General features: G+C 50.5%; 16 protein-coding genes. 6 read left to right on the top strand and 10 right to left on the bottom strand.

Going from position 1 to position 18,591, the window contains the following annotated elements:
* The first annotated feature begins 8 nt into the window (after nucleotides 1-8).
* Nucleotides 9-872, top strand: a complete 864-nt coding sequence (locus AC1VOR_RS14595) for an SDR family oxidoreductase (protein WP_482618672.1) — start codon at nucleotides 9-11, stop codon at nucleotides 870-872.
* A gap of 45 nt (nucleotides 873-917) precedes the next feature.
* Here the strand turns inward: AC1VOR_RS14595 and AC1VOR_RS14590 are convergent, their stop codons facing one another.
* The 6 genes from AC1VOR_RS14590 to AC1VOR_RS14565 all read right to left on the bottom strand — a co-directional run bounded on the left by AC1VOR_RS14590 (nucleotide 918) and on the right by AC1VOR_RS14565 (nucleotide 7,720).
* A complete protein-coding gene (locus AC1VOR_RS14590; RefSeq protein WP_482618671.1) occupies nucleotides 918-1,778 on the bottom strand; it encodes an alpha/beta fold hydrolase in 861 nt (286 codons plus the stop codon).
* A 125-nt stretch (nucleotides 1,779-1,903) separates the two neighbouring features.
* The gene (locus AC1VOR_RS14585; RefSeq protein WP_482618670.1) at nucleotides 1,904-2,236 is read right to left on the bottom strand and encodes a hypothetical protein; all 333 of its coding nucleotides are present in this window, start codon (nucleotides 2,234-2,236) and stop codon (nucleotides 1,904-1,906) included.
* A 323-nt stretch (nucleotides 2,237-2,559) separates the two neighbouring features.
* Nucleotides 2,560-4,902: an ABC transporter permease gene (locus AC1VOR_RS14580; protein ID WP_482618669.1), complete on the bottom strand. Its 2,343-nt coding sequence runs from the start codon at nucleotides 4,900-4,902 to the stop codon at nucleotides 2,560-2,562.
* Between the two features lie 3 nt (nucleotides 4,903-4,905).
* Nucleotides 4,906-5,670, bottom strand: a complete 765-nt coding sequence (locus AC1VOR_RS14575; protein ID WP_482618668.1) for an ABC transporter ATP-binding protein — start codon at nucleotides 5,668-5,670, stop codon at nucleotides 4,906-4,908.
* Nucleotides 5,671-5,768: 98 nt separating this feature from the next.
* The gene (locus AC1VOR_RS14570; RefSeq protein ID WP_482618667.1) at nucleotides 5,769-7,031 is read right to left on the bottom strand and encodes a HAMP domain-containing sensor histidine kinase; all 1,263 of its coding nucleotides are present in this window, start codon (nucleotides 7,029-7,031) and stop codon (nucleotides 5,769-5,771) included.
* Entirely contained in the window at nucleotides 7,028-7,720 is a 693-nt protein-coding gene (locus AC1VOR_RS14565) for a response regulator transcription factor (protein ID WP_482618666.1), read from the bottom strand. Before AC1VOR_RS14565 ends, AC1VOR_RS14570 begins: the two co-directional genes overlap by 4 nt.
* 166 nt (nucleotides 7,721-7,886) lie before the next feature.
* On the opposite strand from AC1VOR_RS14565, the gene mscL reads away from it, so the two are divergent.
* Nucleotides 7,887-8,282, top strand: coding sequence for a large conductance mechanosensitive channel protein MscL (gene mscL, locus AC1VOR_RS14560; RefSeq protein ID WP_482618665.1), 396 nt, complete (start codon nucleotides 7,887-7,889; stop codon nucleotides 8,280-8,282).
* A 628-nt stretch (nucleotides 8,283-8,910) separates the two neighbouring features.
* The gene (locus AC1VOR_RS14555) at nucleotides 8,911-10,062 is read left to right on the top strand and encodes a DUF4261 domain-containing protein (RefSeq protein WP_482618664.1); all 1,152 of its coding nucleotides are present in this window, start codon (nucleotides 8,911-8,913) and stop codon (nucleotides 10,060-10,062) included.
* 58 nt (nucleotides 10,063-10,120) lie between these two features.
* Here AC1VOR_RS14555 and AC1VOR_RS14550 read toward each other — a convergent pair whose 3' ends face one another.
* Entirely contained in the window at nucleotides 10,121-11,026 is a 906-nt protein-coding gene (locus AC1VOR_RS14550) for a LysR family transcriptional regulator (protein WP_482618899.1), read from the bottom strand.
* A gap of 175 nt (nucleotides 11,027-11,201) precedes the next feature.
* On the opposite strand from AC1VOR_RS14550, the gene AC1VOR_RS14545 reads away from it, so the two are divergent.
* Nucleotides 11,202-12,071: an alpha/beta fold hydrolase gene (locus AC1VOR_RS14545; protein WP_482618663.1), complete on the top strand. Its 870-nt coding sequence runs from the start codon at nucleotides 11,202-11,204 to the stop codon at nucleotides 12,069-12,071.
* 100 nt (nucleotides 12,072-12,171) lie between these two features.
* On the opposite strand, the gene AC1VOR_RS14540 is transcribed toward AC1VOR_RS14545, so the two are convergent.
* Nucleotides 12,172-12,963 carry a nucleotidyltransferase domain-containing protein gene (locus tag AC1VOR_RS14540; RefSeq protein WP_482618662.1) on the bottom strand — a complete coding sequence of 264 codons (792 nt, stop codon included), beginning with the start codon at nucleotides 12,961-12,963 and terminating at the stop codon, nucleotides 12,172-12,174.
* A 186-nt stretch (nucleotides 12,964-13,149) separates the two neighbouring features.
* Here AC1VOR_RS14540 and AC1VOR_RS14535 point away from each other — a divergent pair, with 186 nt between their 5' ends.
* On the top strand, nucleotides 13,150-14,466 hold the full coding sequence (locus tag AC1VOR_RS14535) for a helix-turn-helix transcriptional regulator (RefSeq protein WP_482618661.1): 1,317 nt from the start codon (nucleotides 13,150-13,152) through the stop codon (nucleotides 14,464-14,466).
* On the top strand, nucleotides 14,453-15,280 hold the full coding sequence (locus tag AC1VOR_RS14530) for a WYL domain-containing protein (RefSeq protein ID WP_482618660.1): 828 nt from the start codon (nucleotides 14,453-14,455) through the stop codon (nucleotides 15,278-15,280). The genes AC1VOR_RS14535 and AC1VOR_RS14530 overlap by 14 nt, the downstream gene beginning before the upstream one ends.
* Before the next feature lie 72 nt (nucleotides 15,281-15,352).
* On the opposite strand, the gene AC1VOR_RS14525 is transcribed toward AC1VOR_RS14530, so the two are convergent.
* Both AC1VOR_RS14525 and AC1VOR_RS14520 read right to left on the bottom strand, forming a co-directional pair.
* Nucleotides 15,353-17,164 carry an FAD-dependent oxidoreductase gene (locus tag AC1VOR_RS14525; protein ID WP_482618659.1) on the bottom strand — a complete coding sequence of 604 codons (1,812 nt, stop codon included), beginning with the start codon at nucleotides 17,162-17,164 and terminating at the stop codon, nucleotides 15,353-15,355.
* 149 nt (nucleotides 17,165-17,313) lie between these two features.
* On the bottom strand, nucleotides 17,314-18,585 hold the full coding sequence (locus AC1VOR_RS14520; protein ID WP_482618658.1) for a MerR family transcriptional regulator: 1,272 nt from the start codon (nucleotides 18,583-18,585) through the stop codon (nucleotides 17,314-17,316).
* Nucleotides 18,586-18,591 lie beyond the last annotated feature (6 nt).

Genomic DNA, 18,591 nt, shown 5'->3' with positions numbered 1-18,591 from the left:
AGATTTTGATGATGGTTGCAGGCTCAATCTCTACGGAACAGCCCCTCGTTGCACTCATCACCGGAGCCTCCAGCGGCTTCGGGTTACTGACGGCCGTAGCGCTGGCCAAGCAAGGGTATCAGGTAGCCGCCACCATGCGTGATCCCGGCAAAGCCGGAGATCTCCTGGAACTGGCACGGAAGGAACAAGTGGCTGATGCAGTGCTGCCGCTGCCGCTGGACGTCACCGACCACGAGTCCATCCGCCAGGCGGTGGAAGAGGTCATGGCCCGGTTTGGCCGGATTGACTTGCTGGTGAACAATGCGGGCTTTGCCGTAGGTGGATACATCGAGGAATTATCGCTGGAGGATTGGCGGCAACAGATGGAGACGAACTTCTTCGGTGTCGTGGCCATGACCAAGGCCGTCCTCCCGCAGATGCGGGAGCGCGGGTCTGGCTGCATTATTAATGTGGGTAGTGTTAGCGGACGGGTCGGCTTCCCGGGATATGGGCCTTATGCTGCGTCAAAATTCGCCGTCGAGGGTTACAGTGAAAGCCTGCGTCATGAGATGTCTCCCTACGGCGTACGAGTCGTGCTGGTGGAGCCGGGGGCTTTCCGCACGGCGATCTGGCATAAGGGCCTTGCTCGAATCGTCAGCCACGAGAACTCGCCTTACCGCGAGCGGCTGGAGGCCGTGCTGCGTTACTCCAGGATGGCCGGGCAAAAGGCCCCCGATCCCGGGCAAGTGGCCAACTTGATTGCCCGTATCGCCGCCAAACGTTCCCCCCGCCTACGCTACCCGGTGGGCCAGGGAGCAAGAGCTATGCTTTGGGGGAAGGAGCGTTTGCCTTGGAAGTGGTTGGAGTGGATTGTGGGACGGGCACTGAAATGAATTACCCCTTGAGTCCATAACCACCTATCGATGCCTTGTCACGCATCAACGTATCATTTCCAGCACAGTCTCCACGATCAACTCTGGCTCCGTGTTCATAATCATATGCCCTGAGTTTGGAGCTTCTACATGCCGGGCATTTGGCAGAAGGGACACACTCTTGCGGTGGGCAGCAATGAGGGCTGGGCGCGTTCTTCGCTCCATCCTCGTTATCTTGGTGCCTGACAGGATAACCACCTCCAAATGACCAAGTTCGGCTGGCCGCTGGCGTAGTTCCTTCAAGTCCTTTAAAGATACCGTCAACTCAGCAGCCGAGGCTTGGGCCGCCTGTAAGGTAAAGTCCTCCCGCAGATGCTCCTCCCTTATATCCTCGGGTAGGCCCGCAGGAGGCGCCATGTATAAGCGTCGATACAGCCCAAGCCTGGCGAGAGCTGGCAGCAGTTTGCCTAGCAGAGCAAAATTGAGGGCAGCGGCTTTAGAGAAATAAAGATCTGCGTGCTCGTCGGAAGGATCAACCAGCACCAGCCCACGGAGATTCAGCGAAGAAGAAGCAAGCAGCTTCTCCGCGGCACGACGCACGATTGGCCCTCCCCAGCTATGACCGACCAGAATAAACGGGCCTGGCCCAAGCTCATTTAGTAAGGCTAGTAAATCACTGGTAATCCTCTCAAGTGTGCGTGGCTCCCTGTCCCTATCACTTCTCCCCATCCCGGCTCGATCATAGACTACTGTCCGAACAACTTGAGCAATTGCAGGCTGCACCAGCCCCCACACCGATCTCGAAGTACCCATGCCCGACTCGAAAACGACCGTAGACGCCCCATCACCCTTCACCATGTAATGCAACTTACGGCCTGCGCCAACATCCAGATAATGACTGGTTCCAAAAGTGTGAGAATTGGGCAAGTCTATAAATACCTCCTTTGTCTTTAGCAAAATAATGATACAGTAAGCCTCGGCTCATTACGGCCACCACAGCCTGTTTTCCCAGCTTGATACTCGCACAACCGTTCCATTTCGACAGGCCCGCCCTACTCCAACGAGTCTAGCGAATATACCTTAATACACGCTTCTAACTCTGCCACTTCATCTGCACTGATATAAATCTCAGCACAATGCAGCAGGTTATTGTTTAAAATGTGTTGCTCCTTAAAGCATTCCAGCACCTTTAAATAATCACGCTCTGCATTCATGCAGCTCAGCCAGATTGCTAAGCTGTGGCTAGGATCATTCAAATAATCATACCCCTGATCCATAATGCTCTTATTCGTATAAGTCTCCACCGTATCCGGCAAAACATAACGTATATCCAAATCAGGATTCCTCATCAACGCAGGATTCAATTTAACGATAATTGTCTGCATGGCTTCTCCCCTCATCTTCAGAAGTTCTGGTCCAAGCGGATGATGTTACTGACATTTTAGCATAGCCGGATTCCTAGGGGGGGTGGGCGTGTAATATATAAGATCAGAAAAACCGACCTCTGCATCACGCAGAGGTCGTCGATCCTTACTACTTTACAGCTATTTTAATGCGGAGAGAAGGAACTTCTCTAGCATCCGGTAAGTGATGTTCACCCTGGGCCGCAAGATGGGTGATGCTATGGTTGCAAGCCGTTTCACTTAAAGCTACGTACTGGCCGGCAATCGATTGGCCGCCATGTCAGTTCACCTCACTTCCCCCATCCCTACTCCGTAATCAACTCATACGTGCTGATGTGCCGGATTCTTGAGGAGACCAGAAGCGAGACGGCATAGGCCAGGGCGGTGATGCCCAGACCCAGGATAACGACCCCCGTCAATGGCACATTGAAGTCAACATTGAAGATGCCTGCACTAGACAACAGGAAGGCTAGCAAGGGATTGGTGAAAATGTAGCCGACTACGCTGCCGACGACAATACCGGTCACGACGACAGGGACGAAGCTTAGTGCAATCTGGTTCGTCAGTTGCAGCGTCGTATAGCCGATGGCTTTATAGATGCCAAGCTCTCTGCGGCGCTTAAGGATCATCGTCTTAATGACGAGATACAAGATCAATATAACGACAATCGAGGTAATGGTCAGAATCAGCACCATGACAGAGAACAAAGCCGTGATATAGATGCTGCTCTGGCTGTTGAATACCTCCTCCAGGTCCGTCACCGAATCCAAATGCTCTCCCAATTGGGCATGAAGCTGCTTGATAAAGGCCACTGTTGATGTCTGGTCCAGATAAATATTGAACACGCTGCTCTCATAATCCGGAGCCATCTGCTCAATGCCTTCCTTGGTGATGGATGCGACTAAGCCCAAGAAATTAATCGATTGGCTTAACCCCGTCACCAGATAGGTCTCTGTCTTTCCTTGTACAGTCACGCTCACCGTGTCACCAATACCTTTGCCAATTTGCTTGGAAATGGCACCGGATATGACAATCTCATTATTGTATTTTGGATAACGCCCTTCATAAACGGTATTGTTCTCCAGACGACTGAAGTCCTCAGTTACTTGCGTGTAGTAGCGGTTACCTTCAATCTCCATCATCGTCACATCCAAGATCGTAGCCTTGACGACGCCTTCCATCGCCTCAACCTCTTTGATGAATTCAGCACTATCGGTGCCCGGCTTCGTGATGGCAACTACTTCGGCCGTCTCTGAACCTACCAATTGAATAAAGGTTGTTCTGTCTGCCCCCACATTGTAATACAGGACCACCGCAAAGACGGAGGCAAAAGTAATCGCGGCAATGATGCAGGCAATCAGCAGGTTTTGCTTCAAGCTACCCAAGGCTGCCTTACAGGCCAGCATCCATGTGAGCCCCCCACTCGACTTATCCAGTGGAACGAAGTTCTTGCGGAAGCTATGAGCAGCCAGGCCACCACGCAACGCTTCAACCGGCTGAAGAAAACGAATACGCCGGGAGCTCCACAGGGTTACCGCCAGGACCGTCACCAGAATTAACAGGATACTAAAAGCATGTAGTCCCACGTCCACCCGCATCGTCCAGAGCAGTCCCGCCAAAGAGGAAATGATGCCGCCAAATACCGGCATGATCCAATAGGACAACACAATCCCTAGCAAGCTCGACAGCAAGGCAATACCAGCAAACTGGGCAAGCATCGATCCACGAATTTCCCGGCTGGTATACCCGAGTGATTTTAATATGCCGATGTTCACAATCCCATCCTCAATGCTGTTAGCAATGCGGAAATGGATGACGATTAAGGAGACCAGCACAACGATGGCGGCAAAAGCAACCAGGATCATAGCCACGATATTGATGGTCATCGTATTGGCTGACATCACCATTACCACATCGCCACTCCAATACAGTTCCCCACCCCGGCTGGCTCCTGTCTCAAACTGCTTGGAATACGCGTCGATCAACTTCGGCGAATCGGCACTGTGCTCCAGACGAACCGATAACAACGAGGCCTGCGCCCCTGCGCCCAGCTTCTGCTCCAAGGAGCCATAAGCTGCATCCGGAAGCATGAACTTGATCATGCCCATATCGATATTGCCCAGCAGGGCCGATTCAAAGAATCCGGCAATTCGGTAGTTATAGGTCTGGTCGGCATAGCTGAACTCGAAGGTGTCTCCCAGCTTGTAGCCCGCACCCAACTTGAAGCGATATGGCAAATAAATATCCTGGTCAGAAATTGAATCCAACCGTTCCGTGAATTTTAATCTTGGGAAATCCCGATCCGTCTCGGCGTTTAATAATGCAACGTCTGAGGTCAACTCACTATTGCTGTACTGGAACTGGGCCGAAGTCAGCAGCAAAACGTCCTCCTGCAAGGCTCCCTCTACGCCCGGATAGCTCTTCAAGAAATTCAATGGCCCTGCTACACGGCTATCTTGCTTCATCATGATGGCCGCGTGTGCTTCCTGCAATTCCTCGACCTTCTCATCATAGAAGGTCTGGATGCTGAACATGATGGTGAGCCCTACGTTCAGGAGCACTGCTGAGATCAGAATCAGCAAGGCCAGCGAAGAGGCGGCACTCTTACCCTTACGAATATTGGCGATAACCAGCTTGAGTACATGCACTCGTTACCACCCCATCTCGGTAAGAAAAGCTTTCAGCTTCTCATTTCTGGCCGTCAGTTCATCAGTGGCATACGGCTCCAGACGTAAATCCCCGCAAATAATACCATCGCGCAGGTAAATTACCCGGTTCCCCCGAAGCGCAGACTTGATATCATGGGTGACCATGATCAGGCTTTGCCCACTCTGATGCACCTCTGTCAGTACGTCCAGAACCAGCGTGCTTGTCGCTGAATTCAACGCCCCTGTGGGTTCATCGGCAAATACGATCTGAGGCCGATTTATTAACGCCCGTGCAATCGCTGCCCGCTGCGCCTCTCCCCCGGAGATTTGCGAGGGGAATTTGCCCCATGCGGTTGCCGGCAACCCTACTTGAGTTAACAGCTTCCGTGCCTTAGCAGCAACGCTACGCTTATCCTTGCTCACCAGCAATCCTCCGGCCAGTACATTATCCAGCACACTCATATTGTCCAGAAGATGAATTTGCTGAAAGACAAACCCGCAGTGCTGTCTTCTGAATATGGCCAGTTGATCGTTGCTTAAGCCAGACAAAGAACGGTCTCCGAAATAAATGTCGCCCATGGTTGGCTTATCCATACCGGATAACGTGTAGAGCAGTGTTGACTTTCCCGAGCCTGAGCTACCCATAATGACCGTGAAGTCCCCGGCTTGTATTTCCAAATCCAGATTCTTCAGCACATGCTGCTGTACTCCGCTGCTGGAGAAGCTTTTGCACAATTTATCTGTTCTTAGTATTGAATGTCCCATCATATGCCCTCCGTTCGGGATGTTGTGTTACCATACCCTGATTATAATGGGGCAATTCTTAGCCGATCTTTGCGTATTCCTTAACCATTTCTTAATTCGATTCAGGAAGCCAACGGAATGCGCAAAATGACTGAAAACCCATCCTCCCGGTTCTTACATTCCAGGGCTCCACCCATCTGCTCCATGAAATAGCGGGATATGTATAAGCCAAGTCCGGCACCACTGCGCCCGGCAGCTTGCTGTCCACGATAGTATTTATTCGTTAGCAGCGGCAGCTCTTCCGCAGGAACACCAGGACCGTAGTCGTCGATTTGTAGCCTGAGATGATCTGGCATCAGCTCACTGTGAACGTGAATGGAGGTTCCGGCATATTTCAAGGAATTACTGATCACATTGTCCAGCACCTGCTGAAGCCGAACCGTATCTACTCGCAGCATACTGCGTGGAATAGGATCGCTACTAATCCGTTCGTCGATGTTGGCATCCGCGATCATGCCTTCCAGCACCGTGCTATAGGCTTCTACAGGCTTAACTCTAAGCTCACTCAGTTCCTCCAGCGTGGCATGGAACATGTCCGTAATCAGGACATTGATCTGTTCCGCCTTGGCGTGAATCGTGCTGATCTGCTTCGCCGTCTTCTCCTCCGTCATCCGCAGAAGCAACAATTCACTAATGGCTTTAATAGAAGCAATTGGCGTCTTAATATCATGACTGAGCGTAGCCACCAATTCCTTCTTGCTGCGATTAGCCTCGTATTCGCCTTGCTTGGCGGTAGCGAGTTCCTCCCGTAGCAGATCGAAGCTCTCTGTAAAAGCCCCGAACCAATTATCCCGCTTCATCCGTAATGGCGTGTCCAACTGACCCCGAGCTATGCTGCGAGCAAAGCTCTGTAGCTGTTGAAACGGCCGTATGACCGTCCTATAGAGAACAAGCAGGTAAAATTCACCGATCAGGGCTATCGCTAACCCGAATATCCCGGTAAAACCAGCTAATCGCTGCTGGATGTCACGAATTCCCACCTGCACATCGTTGTACATAATGACTTCCCCTACCCGCCCATTACCTACGCTAATGTCGGCTATCGGCATTCTCTGGCGAAAAGCAGCTTCCCGGCTTGTAAACAGCCCCTTCTCGGATTCCATCAACAGGCTGCCGGAAGCGTCCAGAATGGCAAACGGATAGGCGATGGCTTCGTAATCTCCCTCATGCACAGCAGGCCAGTTAGCCTGGGCTGTATGAATAAGCTCGTTCAACGCGACGGTATCCACTTCGGTCCGGAGCGGGGTCTGCAACTGCACTCCTACCGCTACCGTACCTAGGATTAGAATAAGCAGTAGCATGACCACTAAGGTTTTCCATTTCATCGACCAAGGTCCTCCAGCTTGTATCCCGTTCCCCAAATCGTTTGAATATACCTAGGTTGGTGCGGCTGGGCCTCAATCTTCTCCCGCAAATGCCGAATATGTACGTTCAAGGTCCCATCGCCGGTGAAAGAGTCCTCCCACACGCTGCGGAATAGCTCCTCCTTAGGGATTACGCGGTTCTTGTTGCGGGCCAGATAACACAGGAGCTTGAATTCCATGGTCTTTAGCTTAATCTCCTGCCCCCTGACAGTCGCGTATCCCCGATGGACGTCGATGAACACATCGCCGAACTCCAGGGTTTCCCTTTCCGTCTCCGTCTGGCTTCCGCCATAACGCTTAAGAACGGCCTTGACCTTGGCCAGCAACACGCTTAGGGTGTACGGCTTCTGAATATAATCGTCTCCGCCGATGTTCAGCGCAATGAGGATGTCGTCATCGCTAGATCTGGCGCTAATGAATAAGATGGGGATATCCGTGGTCTGGCGCAGCTTTTTGCACAATTCAAAGCCCGAGGCGTCCCCCAAATTAATATCCAGCAGGATTAAAGAGGCTTCATGCTCACTCAGAAAAGCCAGGCAAGCCTCTCTACTGGTGACATAGGCGGACCGGACATCAAACATATTCAAATATTCATTCGTGGTCTCGGCGAGCACTTCCTCGTCGTCCACGATCAAGCAATCGTATTTCATCGCGCTTCTCCCTGCCTCTTCGTTTCATGGTCGGGCTATTCTCCCCTCCATCATAACCTAAATTGCTTTCCAACTTGAAGCTTGTCCTGCTCTGCTATATAATTTTACAAAATAGAGGGAGCCCGGCTACGGCTGCTTAAGCCCCCTTACACGAAGGAGAGTTATCATGTGGAAAGAGTTTAAGGCCTTTGCGCTCAAGGGCAACGTTCTCGACCTCGCCATAGGGGTGATCATCGGTGCAGCCTTCGGGAAGATTGTCACCTCGGTGGTTGAGGATTTGATTACCCCGATCATCGGCCTGCTGCTGGGCGGCGTTAATTTGGGCGGACTTCAGTTTACATATGGGGATGCCGTACTGAATTACGGTAACTTCCTGCAAACAGTCCTTGATTTCTTCATCATTGCCATGTCCATCTTCCTGTTCGTCAAGCTGATCAGCCGCTTCAAGCACGCGGAAGAGAAGAAGCCCGCTGCCCCACCCGCTCCAAGCAAGGAAGAGATTTTGCTGACGGAGATCAGGGATTTGTTGAAGGAGAAGGCTAGCTTGGAGAAAGATTTTTAAAAACACCTTTTGAAGGTGTTTTTTTTCTTATTCTCCCCGTGATTGCTACATAATTGCTCTTTCGCGAACCGAATTTACCACTAACGGGAAATCCTCCTGCTAATCATCCATTTTCTCACCTAATATCGAATATAACAGGAAATCCTCCTGCTAATTTAGAGGTTTTCATGCTAAGTTGGCTAATTCAGTATGATTATAGGGATAAATTCCCTATAATGGTCCTTTTTTCAGACATATGAGCTATTTAACGGGACTTTTTCCTGTTAATAGATACGCCCTCCCAGATTAAATCGTACAACCGCTACTATTTGCACAAAAACGGCACAGGGATAATCCCGCGCACCTTTTTTCTAATTCATGTTATGTCTCGGTCCCTCTAGCTCAGTACCGGATGACCAGTCCCCTATTTTAACTCCATATCATGAGCTATGTATACGTAACATAATCACCAGGTTGTTCACCTATTTTCTTTCAATTAATTCAACAATTTTGAATTTTCATAGATTTACAAAGCAACAAACATGGAGACAATAGCCCCCACGTCCGATAGTCTTCTAGTCGCTGGAACTGATATAATAAGTTAACTTATTGCACTCCTGTAGGGAGTCACTGTAAAGGAGAAGATTTGATGACGGTGCAGCAGCAGGCAGCTATGGAGTCCATGGTGGAGTGGTTGGCCCATGAGAATGAGCTAGGACGCAAGCCTCATAAAATCGAGGTGGCAGGACAATTCGAGCGACATGACATGCAATATTACATATTCAAGTACAAGAAGAACATGCTGGGGGGCTGGCTGCTGGCCGTATGTGGCGGTTACGAGACGCCTGAGGATACGGAACATTGCGGTCACATCTTCAGCGAAATGCAGCCCTATGACCCGAATACCGCAGAGGCTGAGGCCATCAAGATGGTGGAGATGGTTCGTGAGTATTGGATGAAGCAAGCTGCTGCTTACGAGGCCGCCCAAGGTACTACGGACGGAGAAGCCGAATCAGAGACAGAGGGGGATAATCGCTCCGGCGGTGTCTTTAATGGCTTTGTCCTCCTGAATTCATCAGCATTTGATGTTGAGCAATTAAAGACCCATTTGCAAAACGACTGGAATATCACCGTATCGGAGACGGAGAAGGAAGAAGCCCAGGCAGAGGCCGACTCCGACGGCCCTCCTCCCTTGGTCTTCGAGGCTGAGGGCTGCATGATGGCGGTCAGCTTCATCAATGCTCCGGTGCCGGATGATGAAGCCGTACTCAACGCAGCGACCAACTATCTCTGGCCGCAAGCCGTCCAAGTCACCGAGACGCATGTTGCGCAGCTCATCGTTGCCGTATTCAAACGGGAAGCCTCGCAACTGGACGCTGCTGCCGTCTATACCAAGCTGGTCTCCAGTTGTCTCAAGCTGCCCAATGCCATCGGCATCTATACCTCCGGCACTGTGTTCCAGCCTGAGTTCTTCCAGGAAGTGACGGAGAACATGAAGCAACATGATCAATTCCCGTTACTGAATGTGATCTATTTCGGCTTGTTGCGCACCGAGAACGGCATCAGCGGGTATACGATCGGACTCCAAAACTTTGGCAAGGACGAAATCGAGGTGCTGGACAGCCCCTATGAGCCAGCGGAACTGCGTGACTTCCTGGCCGATATCGCCTGGTACATTATTAGTGCGGATGTTACCTTGCATGACGGCGAGACCATCGGGTTCTCAGAGGATCAGAAGCTGGCCATTAGCCGGTCAGCCGGGGTTAACCTTTCGCATGATACACTGAAAATTCAGCTTTAGACTTAAATCAACCACTAACAGGCAGTTACCGATGTTTTCAGTCGGCGACTGCCTGTTGTTATTTGTCGGCTAGTTGCGGATTAAAGTAATTCAAAAGTTCTTGCTGAAAGCTTCTGGCCGTATAGCTTAGCTCACGGTTTCTATGAACAATCAGCCCATGTACAAAGCTCATTTCCGCGTCAAACGGCAGCCGCTTGAGCACTCCCGCCCCAAGCTCCTTAGTGATGGCTATTTCAGGCACCAGAGCGTAACCTCTTCCACAAATGACCATCTGCTTAATCATTTCAAGACTAGGCATTTCAAGGGCATCCCTAACCGTAATCCCTGCCTCCTTCAACACATCTATCGCCGTTGTATGGTACAAGCAGGACATCCCGTTGCTGATAAAGAGTTCATCATTCAGAAGCTGAACGCCCTCGCGCTCTATTTTCCCAGCCAAGTCCCCTGAGGTAACAAATACAATCGTCTCCTCCTTCATCGGATAGAAGAGCAGGTCATGCCGCTGCGGATTTGCTGGAACAATCCCGAAATCCAGGGCATAATCCAGAGCGCCGTTTACAATATCCTGATGCGCTCCTTGTTCAATATACAATTTCACATTAGGAAAGTTTCTTGTATATTCTCGGACGAACGGGAGCAATCTGGTTAGGAAAAAGGATTCCTGGACACGAAGACTCACCGTCCCGGAGGGCTGCTCCAGCTTAGCCATACTCTCTCCCAGGGAATGAGCCAAATGAGCATACTGATAGGCATATTTGGCAAATACTTTGCCTGCTTCCGTAGGTTCCACCCCTCGCGGGTACCGGTGAAACAATTTCTGTCCGCTGATTTTCTCCAACTGCTGAATATGGGTGGTGACGGTGGACTGAACATAACCCAAACGCTCCGCCGCGCGGCTGAAGCTCTTCTCTTCCAACAGGGCAATAAAGGCCTGAAAGTAGCGCCCCTCTAACAAATGGATCATATGAATCACATGGATTCCCTTCTCCCTGATGTATTTTATTTTAGAATAGTAAGCATCGTGATCATTCGTTAGTAAAATAGTTGCCTCCAGTATACAATAAGGCTACAGCAAAGCCAACTGGAGCAAGTTCAGCGTATTCACGAAATATCACACTCACTTGGGAAAAGGAGAGATCATGATGAACATTTCATATCAACGTCAGAAGGTTGGGGATGTCGAGGTTTTCTATCGTGAAGCGGGGCCGAAGGAGGGTCAAGTCATGTTATTGTTGCATGGGTTTCCTACCTCAAGTCATATGTTCCGCAATCTTATTCCCCAACTAGCCAAACACTACCGTGTCATCGCTCCTGACCTCGCTGGATTCGGGCACACCACAACACCGTCACGCAGCCAGTTTGAATTCACATTCAACAGCCTGTTTGAGGTGATTGAAGGATTCACGGAAGCTCTATCGCTTCAACAATATATACTTTATGTATTTGATTACGGCGCACCTGTCGGTTATCGCTTGGCCATGGCCCACCCGGAACGGGTTCTGGCCATCATCAGCCAGAATGGTAATGCTTATCTGGATGGATTCAGTGATGCCTGGGGAGATTGGGAGACCTACTGGCATTCCCCAACGCCGGAACACCGTGAAGCCTGCCGCAGTTCCTTAAGTCCCGACACGATTCGCGAATTTCAGTACCTTCACGGCACAGATGCCGGCCTGGTTTCGCCGGATGGATATTCTCTGGATATTGCTTACATGGCACGCCCGGAGGCTGAGGAAATTCAACTGGACTTGATTCTGGATTATAAATCAAATGTAGAGCTTTATCCTGAATTTCAAGCCTACTTCCGCCAACATCAGCCTGCTTTGTTAGCTGTGTGGGGCAAAAACGATCCTGCCTTTCTCCCCGCCGGCGCAGCGGCTTATAAGCGTGATATCCCATCGGCGGAAGTCCATCTGCTGGACACAGGGCATTTTGCTCTTGAAACACATGTTCTAGAGATCAGTGAATTCATCCTCGATTTTCTGAAAAGGAAATTGAAAACCATATAATTAAGGCTTAACACCACTATCAGTGCTTGACATGTGGGCGATGAGGCCCCTCCTCATCTGATGAAGGAGGGGCCTTATGCGTTGTTCACCTCACCGCGTTTTACTTCACTTCGCTCCAGGCTTCTTGGAGCGTCGTCCGAAACAATTCATCAAGCTGATCCGGGGCAATAGGTGCTGTGGTCTTCATGGCAGACGTGTTCTGCTCGTAGTAGGCGATACTCTCCCTCAGAAATTGATCAATCGCTTGAATTTGCGGCTCATAGTCGAGTTCCTCCCCTGCCTTCTTCCGTACTAGCAAGCGCTGAATCTCGTTCATCAGCTCGCTGTCTCGCGGCACCAGCTCATCGACAAGTTGATCGAATTCTACCGGCGGCATCGTCTCATATTTCTCAATCCATTGACAAGCCAGCAGCGGTCTCAGCACGTAAAAGTATTTCTTGATCTTGACTTGCTCCCCTTGCAGATATCCCCGATAATTGCCCGAGGCCATATGCATATAATGATAAACGCATGACTTAGGCGAGAACGTCCAGGGAGAGATGTCCCGCATCCGTTTGGCCCATGCTTGCTCTTCTTTGTAAATGATCGGTGAATGCAGCCATTCCAGCAGGGGTGGATTGGACTTGCGAAACAGGTTCAACGCCTTCTTCACATCCCAGCCATGAATATCCAGCATTTCGCTGATTGGGCGTTCAATGACATCCCGTTGCTCTAGTATGGATAAATACCAGGCCTGCGGCCGGACATAAACAAACCTTACATCATAATCACTGTCCTGGGAGGGGAATCCCCATGCTCGACTGCCCGATTCGCAGGCATACAGGATTTTGACATTTTCGGTTTGTTCGATGCGGTTCAGCTCTGTTCTGATGTGCTCCTTCATGTCTGGCATGAGAAAGCCCCCTTCCTTGGTGGGTGACTTGTTCACCACACTTCTTAATACCGATTATCGCTGATCACCGACCAGGCGAACATGGCACAAGTATGACGAATGGCCTAAAAATGCCCGCATCGGGCGCTCTATTCGCTTCTCCTGTTATAATGGGATTAAGACCGCATATCGATTCGAGGGGACATTATGGCTAAGGAAAGCTTTGACAAAGAAATTCAATTTCTGCGAATGCTTGTCTTAACGAGCGGCGCGTTCAACCGCAAACAATTCGCCGAGCGGCTGGGCATTTCTGTACATACCTTTGATAAAACCACGCGCAAGCTGAAGGAAGCCGCCACTTCCCTTCATGCTTCAGCATCCGAGGAACCAAGCAAGGAATTCGCTGATCTCTTGCACTATAGCTATCATGACTCCACCGATCCTTTATTATTATTCTTGTTCCGCACCAAATCGGTGAAGGAATCCGAAAGTGAACGCATTTCACTACTGCTGAGCGCGATGAACGAACAAGCGCTGACTGCCATGGAACTGCTGGATTTATGCTGTGACAGCTTACCGTCTGATCTTGCTCTGCCTGACGAGAAGACGATTCGCTCTGATCTCAAATATCTGGAGGCGGTAGGCGTCGTCAAAAAGGAGCCAGGGCCACGCCCCTACAAGTATCGCATTCAGGACGACTTGGTGCGCTGCTTGTCAGACGAGGAATTGGTTGACCTGTATGACTTCATCGATGTCATGGCCAATACGCAGGTGCCCTCGGTTCAGGGATACCTGCTGCGCGATGGACTGAAGAAGCATCTGCTACAAAACCCGCAAATCGCAAGTGCGGTGGAAGCCGAGGCCTTCCTGTATAAATATCATTACTACTCAAGAATTCTGGATGAAGCTCATCTGTTTACCTTGCTCCAGGCCATTCGGGACCATCGTAAGGTGCGCTTTGAATATTTCTCGCCCAAGTCGGACCGCAGTTATAATTCGCAAAATACCAACCCTTTATTTGAGCGGAATACGACCTCCAAACGAGAGATTACCCTCCCGCTGAAGCTGGTATATGATCATCAATACGGCAGATGGTATCTGTTGTCCCATGGACGGCAGGGCATTCGCAAATACCGTATGGAGGGCATCACTCAACTGGAGGAAGCCGAGACTGTTGAGGGAGCTTGGCATGAGCAGAAAAAGGCAGAGCTAGCCGATAAGCTAAAGTACAGTTGGCTCATCGATACCGGCAAACCAATCATGGTGCGCGCCCGCTTCTATAACCCTGGGGGCTCTGAGCCTAATTTCATCAAGGAACGGGTGCTGCTGCAAGGGCAATGGGGACAGATCGTTGATGAAGATGATACTTCGTTTATCTACGAGATTATGGTCAACGGCACAATTGAAATCAAGCCCTGGCTACGCAGCTTCGGCTCCAGTTGCGAGATTTTGGAGCCCCGCCGTTTCCGTCAGGACATGATTGCCGAATGGAAGGAGATTCAGAGCTATTATGAATCTATTTGAGAAGCTGTTCAGCCACCAGATTATTTCGCGTCTGGAGCATAGTGGAACGATAATGATAACCAGCCATGAACGGGCCTGGCTGAAGACGATGCTGGAGCATCCTGCGGCCCAGGATGCCTTCACGCCTGAGACCCTCACGAAGCTGCAACAAATTCTGGAGCCTGAACAGGCCATGGACATCTCGCTTCACCTCATTCAGAAGGCAGGAAGCGTGGAGCGCCAGGTGGTTCATCCCCTCCTGCGTCCTTTACGGCGGCTCATCATGAACAAATCGGGTATTCGTCTAAGCTATAAGGTGAAGAACGGGGAGGCCCGAACAGACCACCATGGCATTCCGTACAAGCTGGAGTATTCCATGGTAAAGCGAGAATGGTATTTGCTATGGTACCGTTCCCGCAATCGTGCCCTGATGAGTACCCGACTGGCCAAGATTCAAGAATTAACGGAGGAAGCCGTTCCCCCCGCAGCCGTAGAGGCTATGGTGGAGAGAATGGGGACCCTTCTGGATTCACGAAAAAACCAGGTACTCATCGAAGTAGTTCAGCTCTATAATGAGGAGCTATCCCGCATCTTGTATGCCTTCTCCAGCTTTGAGAAGCAGGTGGAATACGATGCCGAGCAGGATATCTATCGCATCCGTGTTGTCGTGTTCGGCGATGAGGCCGAATATCTGTTGTCCAAAATCCGCTTCCTTGGCAAACGTGTCCGGGTCATTGAAGGGAACTATTTGAAGAAGCGCATGCTGGAGGCCGCAACGAAGGCTCTGGCGCGATATCAGGCCACCGAGACGGAGAGCGAAGAGCTGTCTTCATAACGAAAAGAGCACCCTTCATCGGAGACTTCATCCGACAGGTGCTCTCTTATTTTATATACGTGGAGCTACTCTTTAATTGCCTTCCTTAATGGCATTAGCTGCATTCGCCCCACTCAATCTACCACTCGTCAACGCATATTGCACCGCGCTGCCAGACATATACACCTGGTTATAAATGAAGCGATTTGCTGCTTCTCCACCAGCGTATAGGTTCGGGATAGGCGCTCCATTTTCCGTCAATACGCGGTATTGTTCATCCACCTTCACGCCACCAAAGGTTCCCATGGTTTTGGGATAAAATTTGAAGGCATAGTAGGGAGCCTTGGCCACTGCGACAAGAGTTTCTTTCTGCTTGTTGAAGGCATCCTTGCCGGAAGCAACCCCACTATTGAAGGTGTCCACGGTCTCCGTCAAGGTATCTGCTGGCACCTTCATAGCTTCGGCCAGTTCCTGTAAAGTCCCGCCTGTGGCGATCTCATTATTAGGCAGTAGCTCTTGAATCGAGGCAATGGTCTTGGCATTGGCCTCACTGGAATCGATCACCATCCACACTTGTTCCTGGTTCACCACCTGGTTAGTCACAATAGCGTAATGGCTGTTCTCATTGAAGAAGCGTTGCCCTTGTTCATTTACCAGAATCTTCGTGGTATCCCAGCTTAGTCCGCCCAATTGCTGGATGCGGCTGCCCATGCCAAGGCCAATAATCCAGGGGTCCTCATACAGGGCTGCCCCGATCTTCTCCGCCATTAAAATGCCGTCTCCGGTACTGCCCGCTGCCGCTGCACTGATATCTATATCTTCGACGAACTGAGGCAGGAATCGCTGCATCATTTCCTCATTCTTGGCAAAACCACCCGAGGCAATGATCACCTTCTTGGCATGCACAGTCAGCGTGCCTTCCGCATTTTCCGCCTTGACGCCCACGACCGCCCCCTGCGCATCCGTCAGAAGCTCGGTGGCCGGAGTCTCCAGTAATATGTCGATTCCTTTCTCCCGAACGGTCTTCTCCAGATTGGAGATTAATTCGGCCCCGCCCTTCTCAGGAAAGTGTAGACGTGCAACAGGGTCCACCCCGTATCCCTCGACCCTTGCATATTTATGATTCATATAGTCGACCAACCAGTGAGTTGTATCTACGGCATCATCCATATATTTCGCTACCCGATCATAGTCAGGGTAGAGGCTGCCTGGATTGCTGGTGCTTTGGCGTTCCTTCCATAGCTTCATCCAGTCCTCAGGCGTATCCTTCACGCCAATCTCCTCCTGGAAGCGGGTGCCTGTTGCGGCAATTCCCCCGCCGGACAGTGCAGTAGATCCGCCGACATTACCTTGCTTCTCCAAGACAATCACCTTGGCACCTTGTTCAAAAGCCGAACCTGCTGCGGCAAGCCCAGTACCGCCCGCACCAATAATGACGACATCCGTAGACATTTCCTTCTCTACCTTGTCTCCTTCATTGACTGTAGCAGCTACTTTTAGAGCATCAATATCGCCACCCGCTTGCTTCACACAATCCTCAACTGCTGCCAGAATCGCATTAGAGCTATTGGTCGCGCCTGAAACAACATCAACTGCCAGGGTCTGGCCCGTCACGATGCCTTGCGGTATTTTCTCCATCGCCGGATCACTGATTCCTTGAGTTTCTTGATGATCCTTCACGGTAACGGAGATGATTTGATTGGCATCAAATACAACTTCAACCTTAACGTCACCGTTATTTCCCTTAGCTACTGCTGTATACGTCCCCGCCTTGTAGATGCCGGTGCCGGGTGCTTCATTGGCTGCCTGATTGCCGTTATTTGCTGCATTCCCGCAAGCAGCCAAGCTGAGTACCAGCAGAGCGCCCATCATTACCATGACTATCTTTTTCCTAATTGCCTTCATGATTGTTCCCCCTATGGCTGTGCTTATGTTACAAGCTAAGTGTACATAGTGGGGTGTTCACCAAGTCAATTTGTATTTGTGAAAAAAATAACTTAATAATTGAAGCTTATCCCTTAAAACATGGGGTCAACCCCATGTTTGCCGTAGGGTTAGGAAATTCTGTGCCTGGACGGCTGAACCTCGCGATTTACAGGTCTGGGAAGCACCTCATAGCTACCATGCTTCACGCCGGCGTAGAGCATTAAGTATTGCTCCTGATCCCTGAAGACAAGATAGGGGCTACTGTCGACTACGGGTCCTAACTCCTCTACATCCAACTGCGAAAGATCAAGCTGTTCAATCTCGTCCATGAGCTCCTGCCGGTTCGTATATTCCTGAGTCCCTACCAGCGGGGGCCTACTGTGATACGGACGGACCCCAAGATGCCAAAAGGCCCCGGCGAGCACTCCCTGTGGCTTCAATAACGGTGAGACCAGAGCGGGAAGGAACTGATTATTAGTATGCTCGGATTTAGGCAACATGCCTTGGCTTACAATCCGGTCGATGGAGCCTTCGGCCAGAGGAAGCTGGGTCAGATCGCAGCAGAGAAAGATAAAATGCTTGTCTGCATACTCCCGCTCCAGATTCTGCTTCAAGGAGGTCAATCGCTCCAAATCCGTACTGAGTAAAATATAGGTTGTCCCTTCCTTCAAATGCTCCATATACCGCATCAGAAAGCGACCAACACAGCTATCCAGCTCAAGAATATACTCCATAGGACCGGCGTGCCCTTGAATATGATCTATCAGCGTCGTTGTGCCGTTATACAATAAATTAATGTACTGCGGGGAGGCCGACTCCAGAAATTCTTTCTTGGTAGGCAAAATCCTTGTTCTCACCGCTCTGCGGTCAATGAAGATGCCATCTTCCACAACGGCTTGATAACTACACTCGCAGAAGACCTCCGCCTGAAGCAGCATATGGTGCTCAATGGAGCCACCCCCAATTTGCAGCGACTTCCGGCAAGCAGGGCAGCGCAGCATGGAAAGTGAGGAGAGCGGAAAGCCCATCAGCTTCGCTCTGTCGTGTTCTTCGACATTCAACTCCTCAATTTTACGTCTCAATATCTGTTCAACCTCGACAAACTTCTTAAGCTTCTCATTCACCCGTTCCCTATTCCGTTCCAGTAAGGATAAGAGAAAATTACGAAAATCGTTCGAGCGTTGCCCCTCCAGCCGGTTAAAGCACAAAATGCTCTGAATCTCGTTCAAGCTAAAATCCAGTTCCTTCAGCATCAGGATGTCTTGCAGCTCGCTTTTATTTTTGTCGGTAAAATGGTAGTGCGAGCCTCGCTTATCTACTACTAACAGACCTAGGTCAATATAATGGCGAATGGCATCCTGCGTAATATGGTTCCTCTTGGAGAACTCCCCGATTTTCAAGGCTAT

This window comes from Paenibacillus sp. 1SOY10 (genome assembly GCF_056836745.1).
This window is presented reverse-complemented; position numbering and strand designations above follow the sequence as displayed.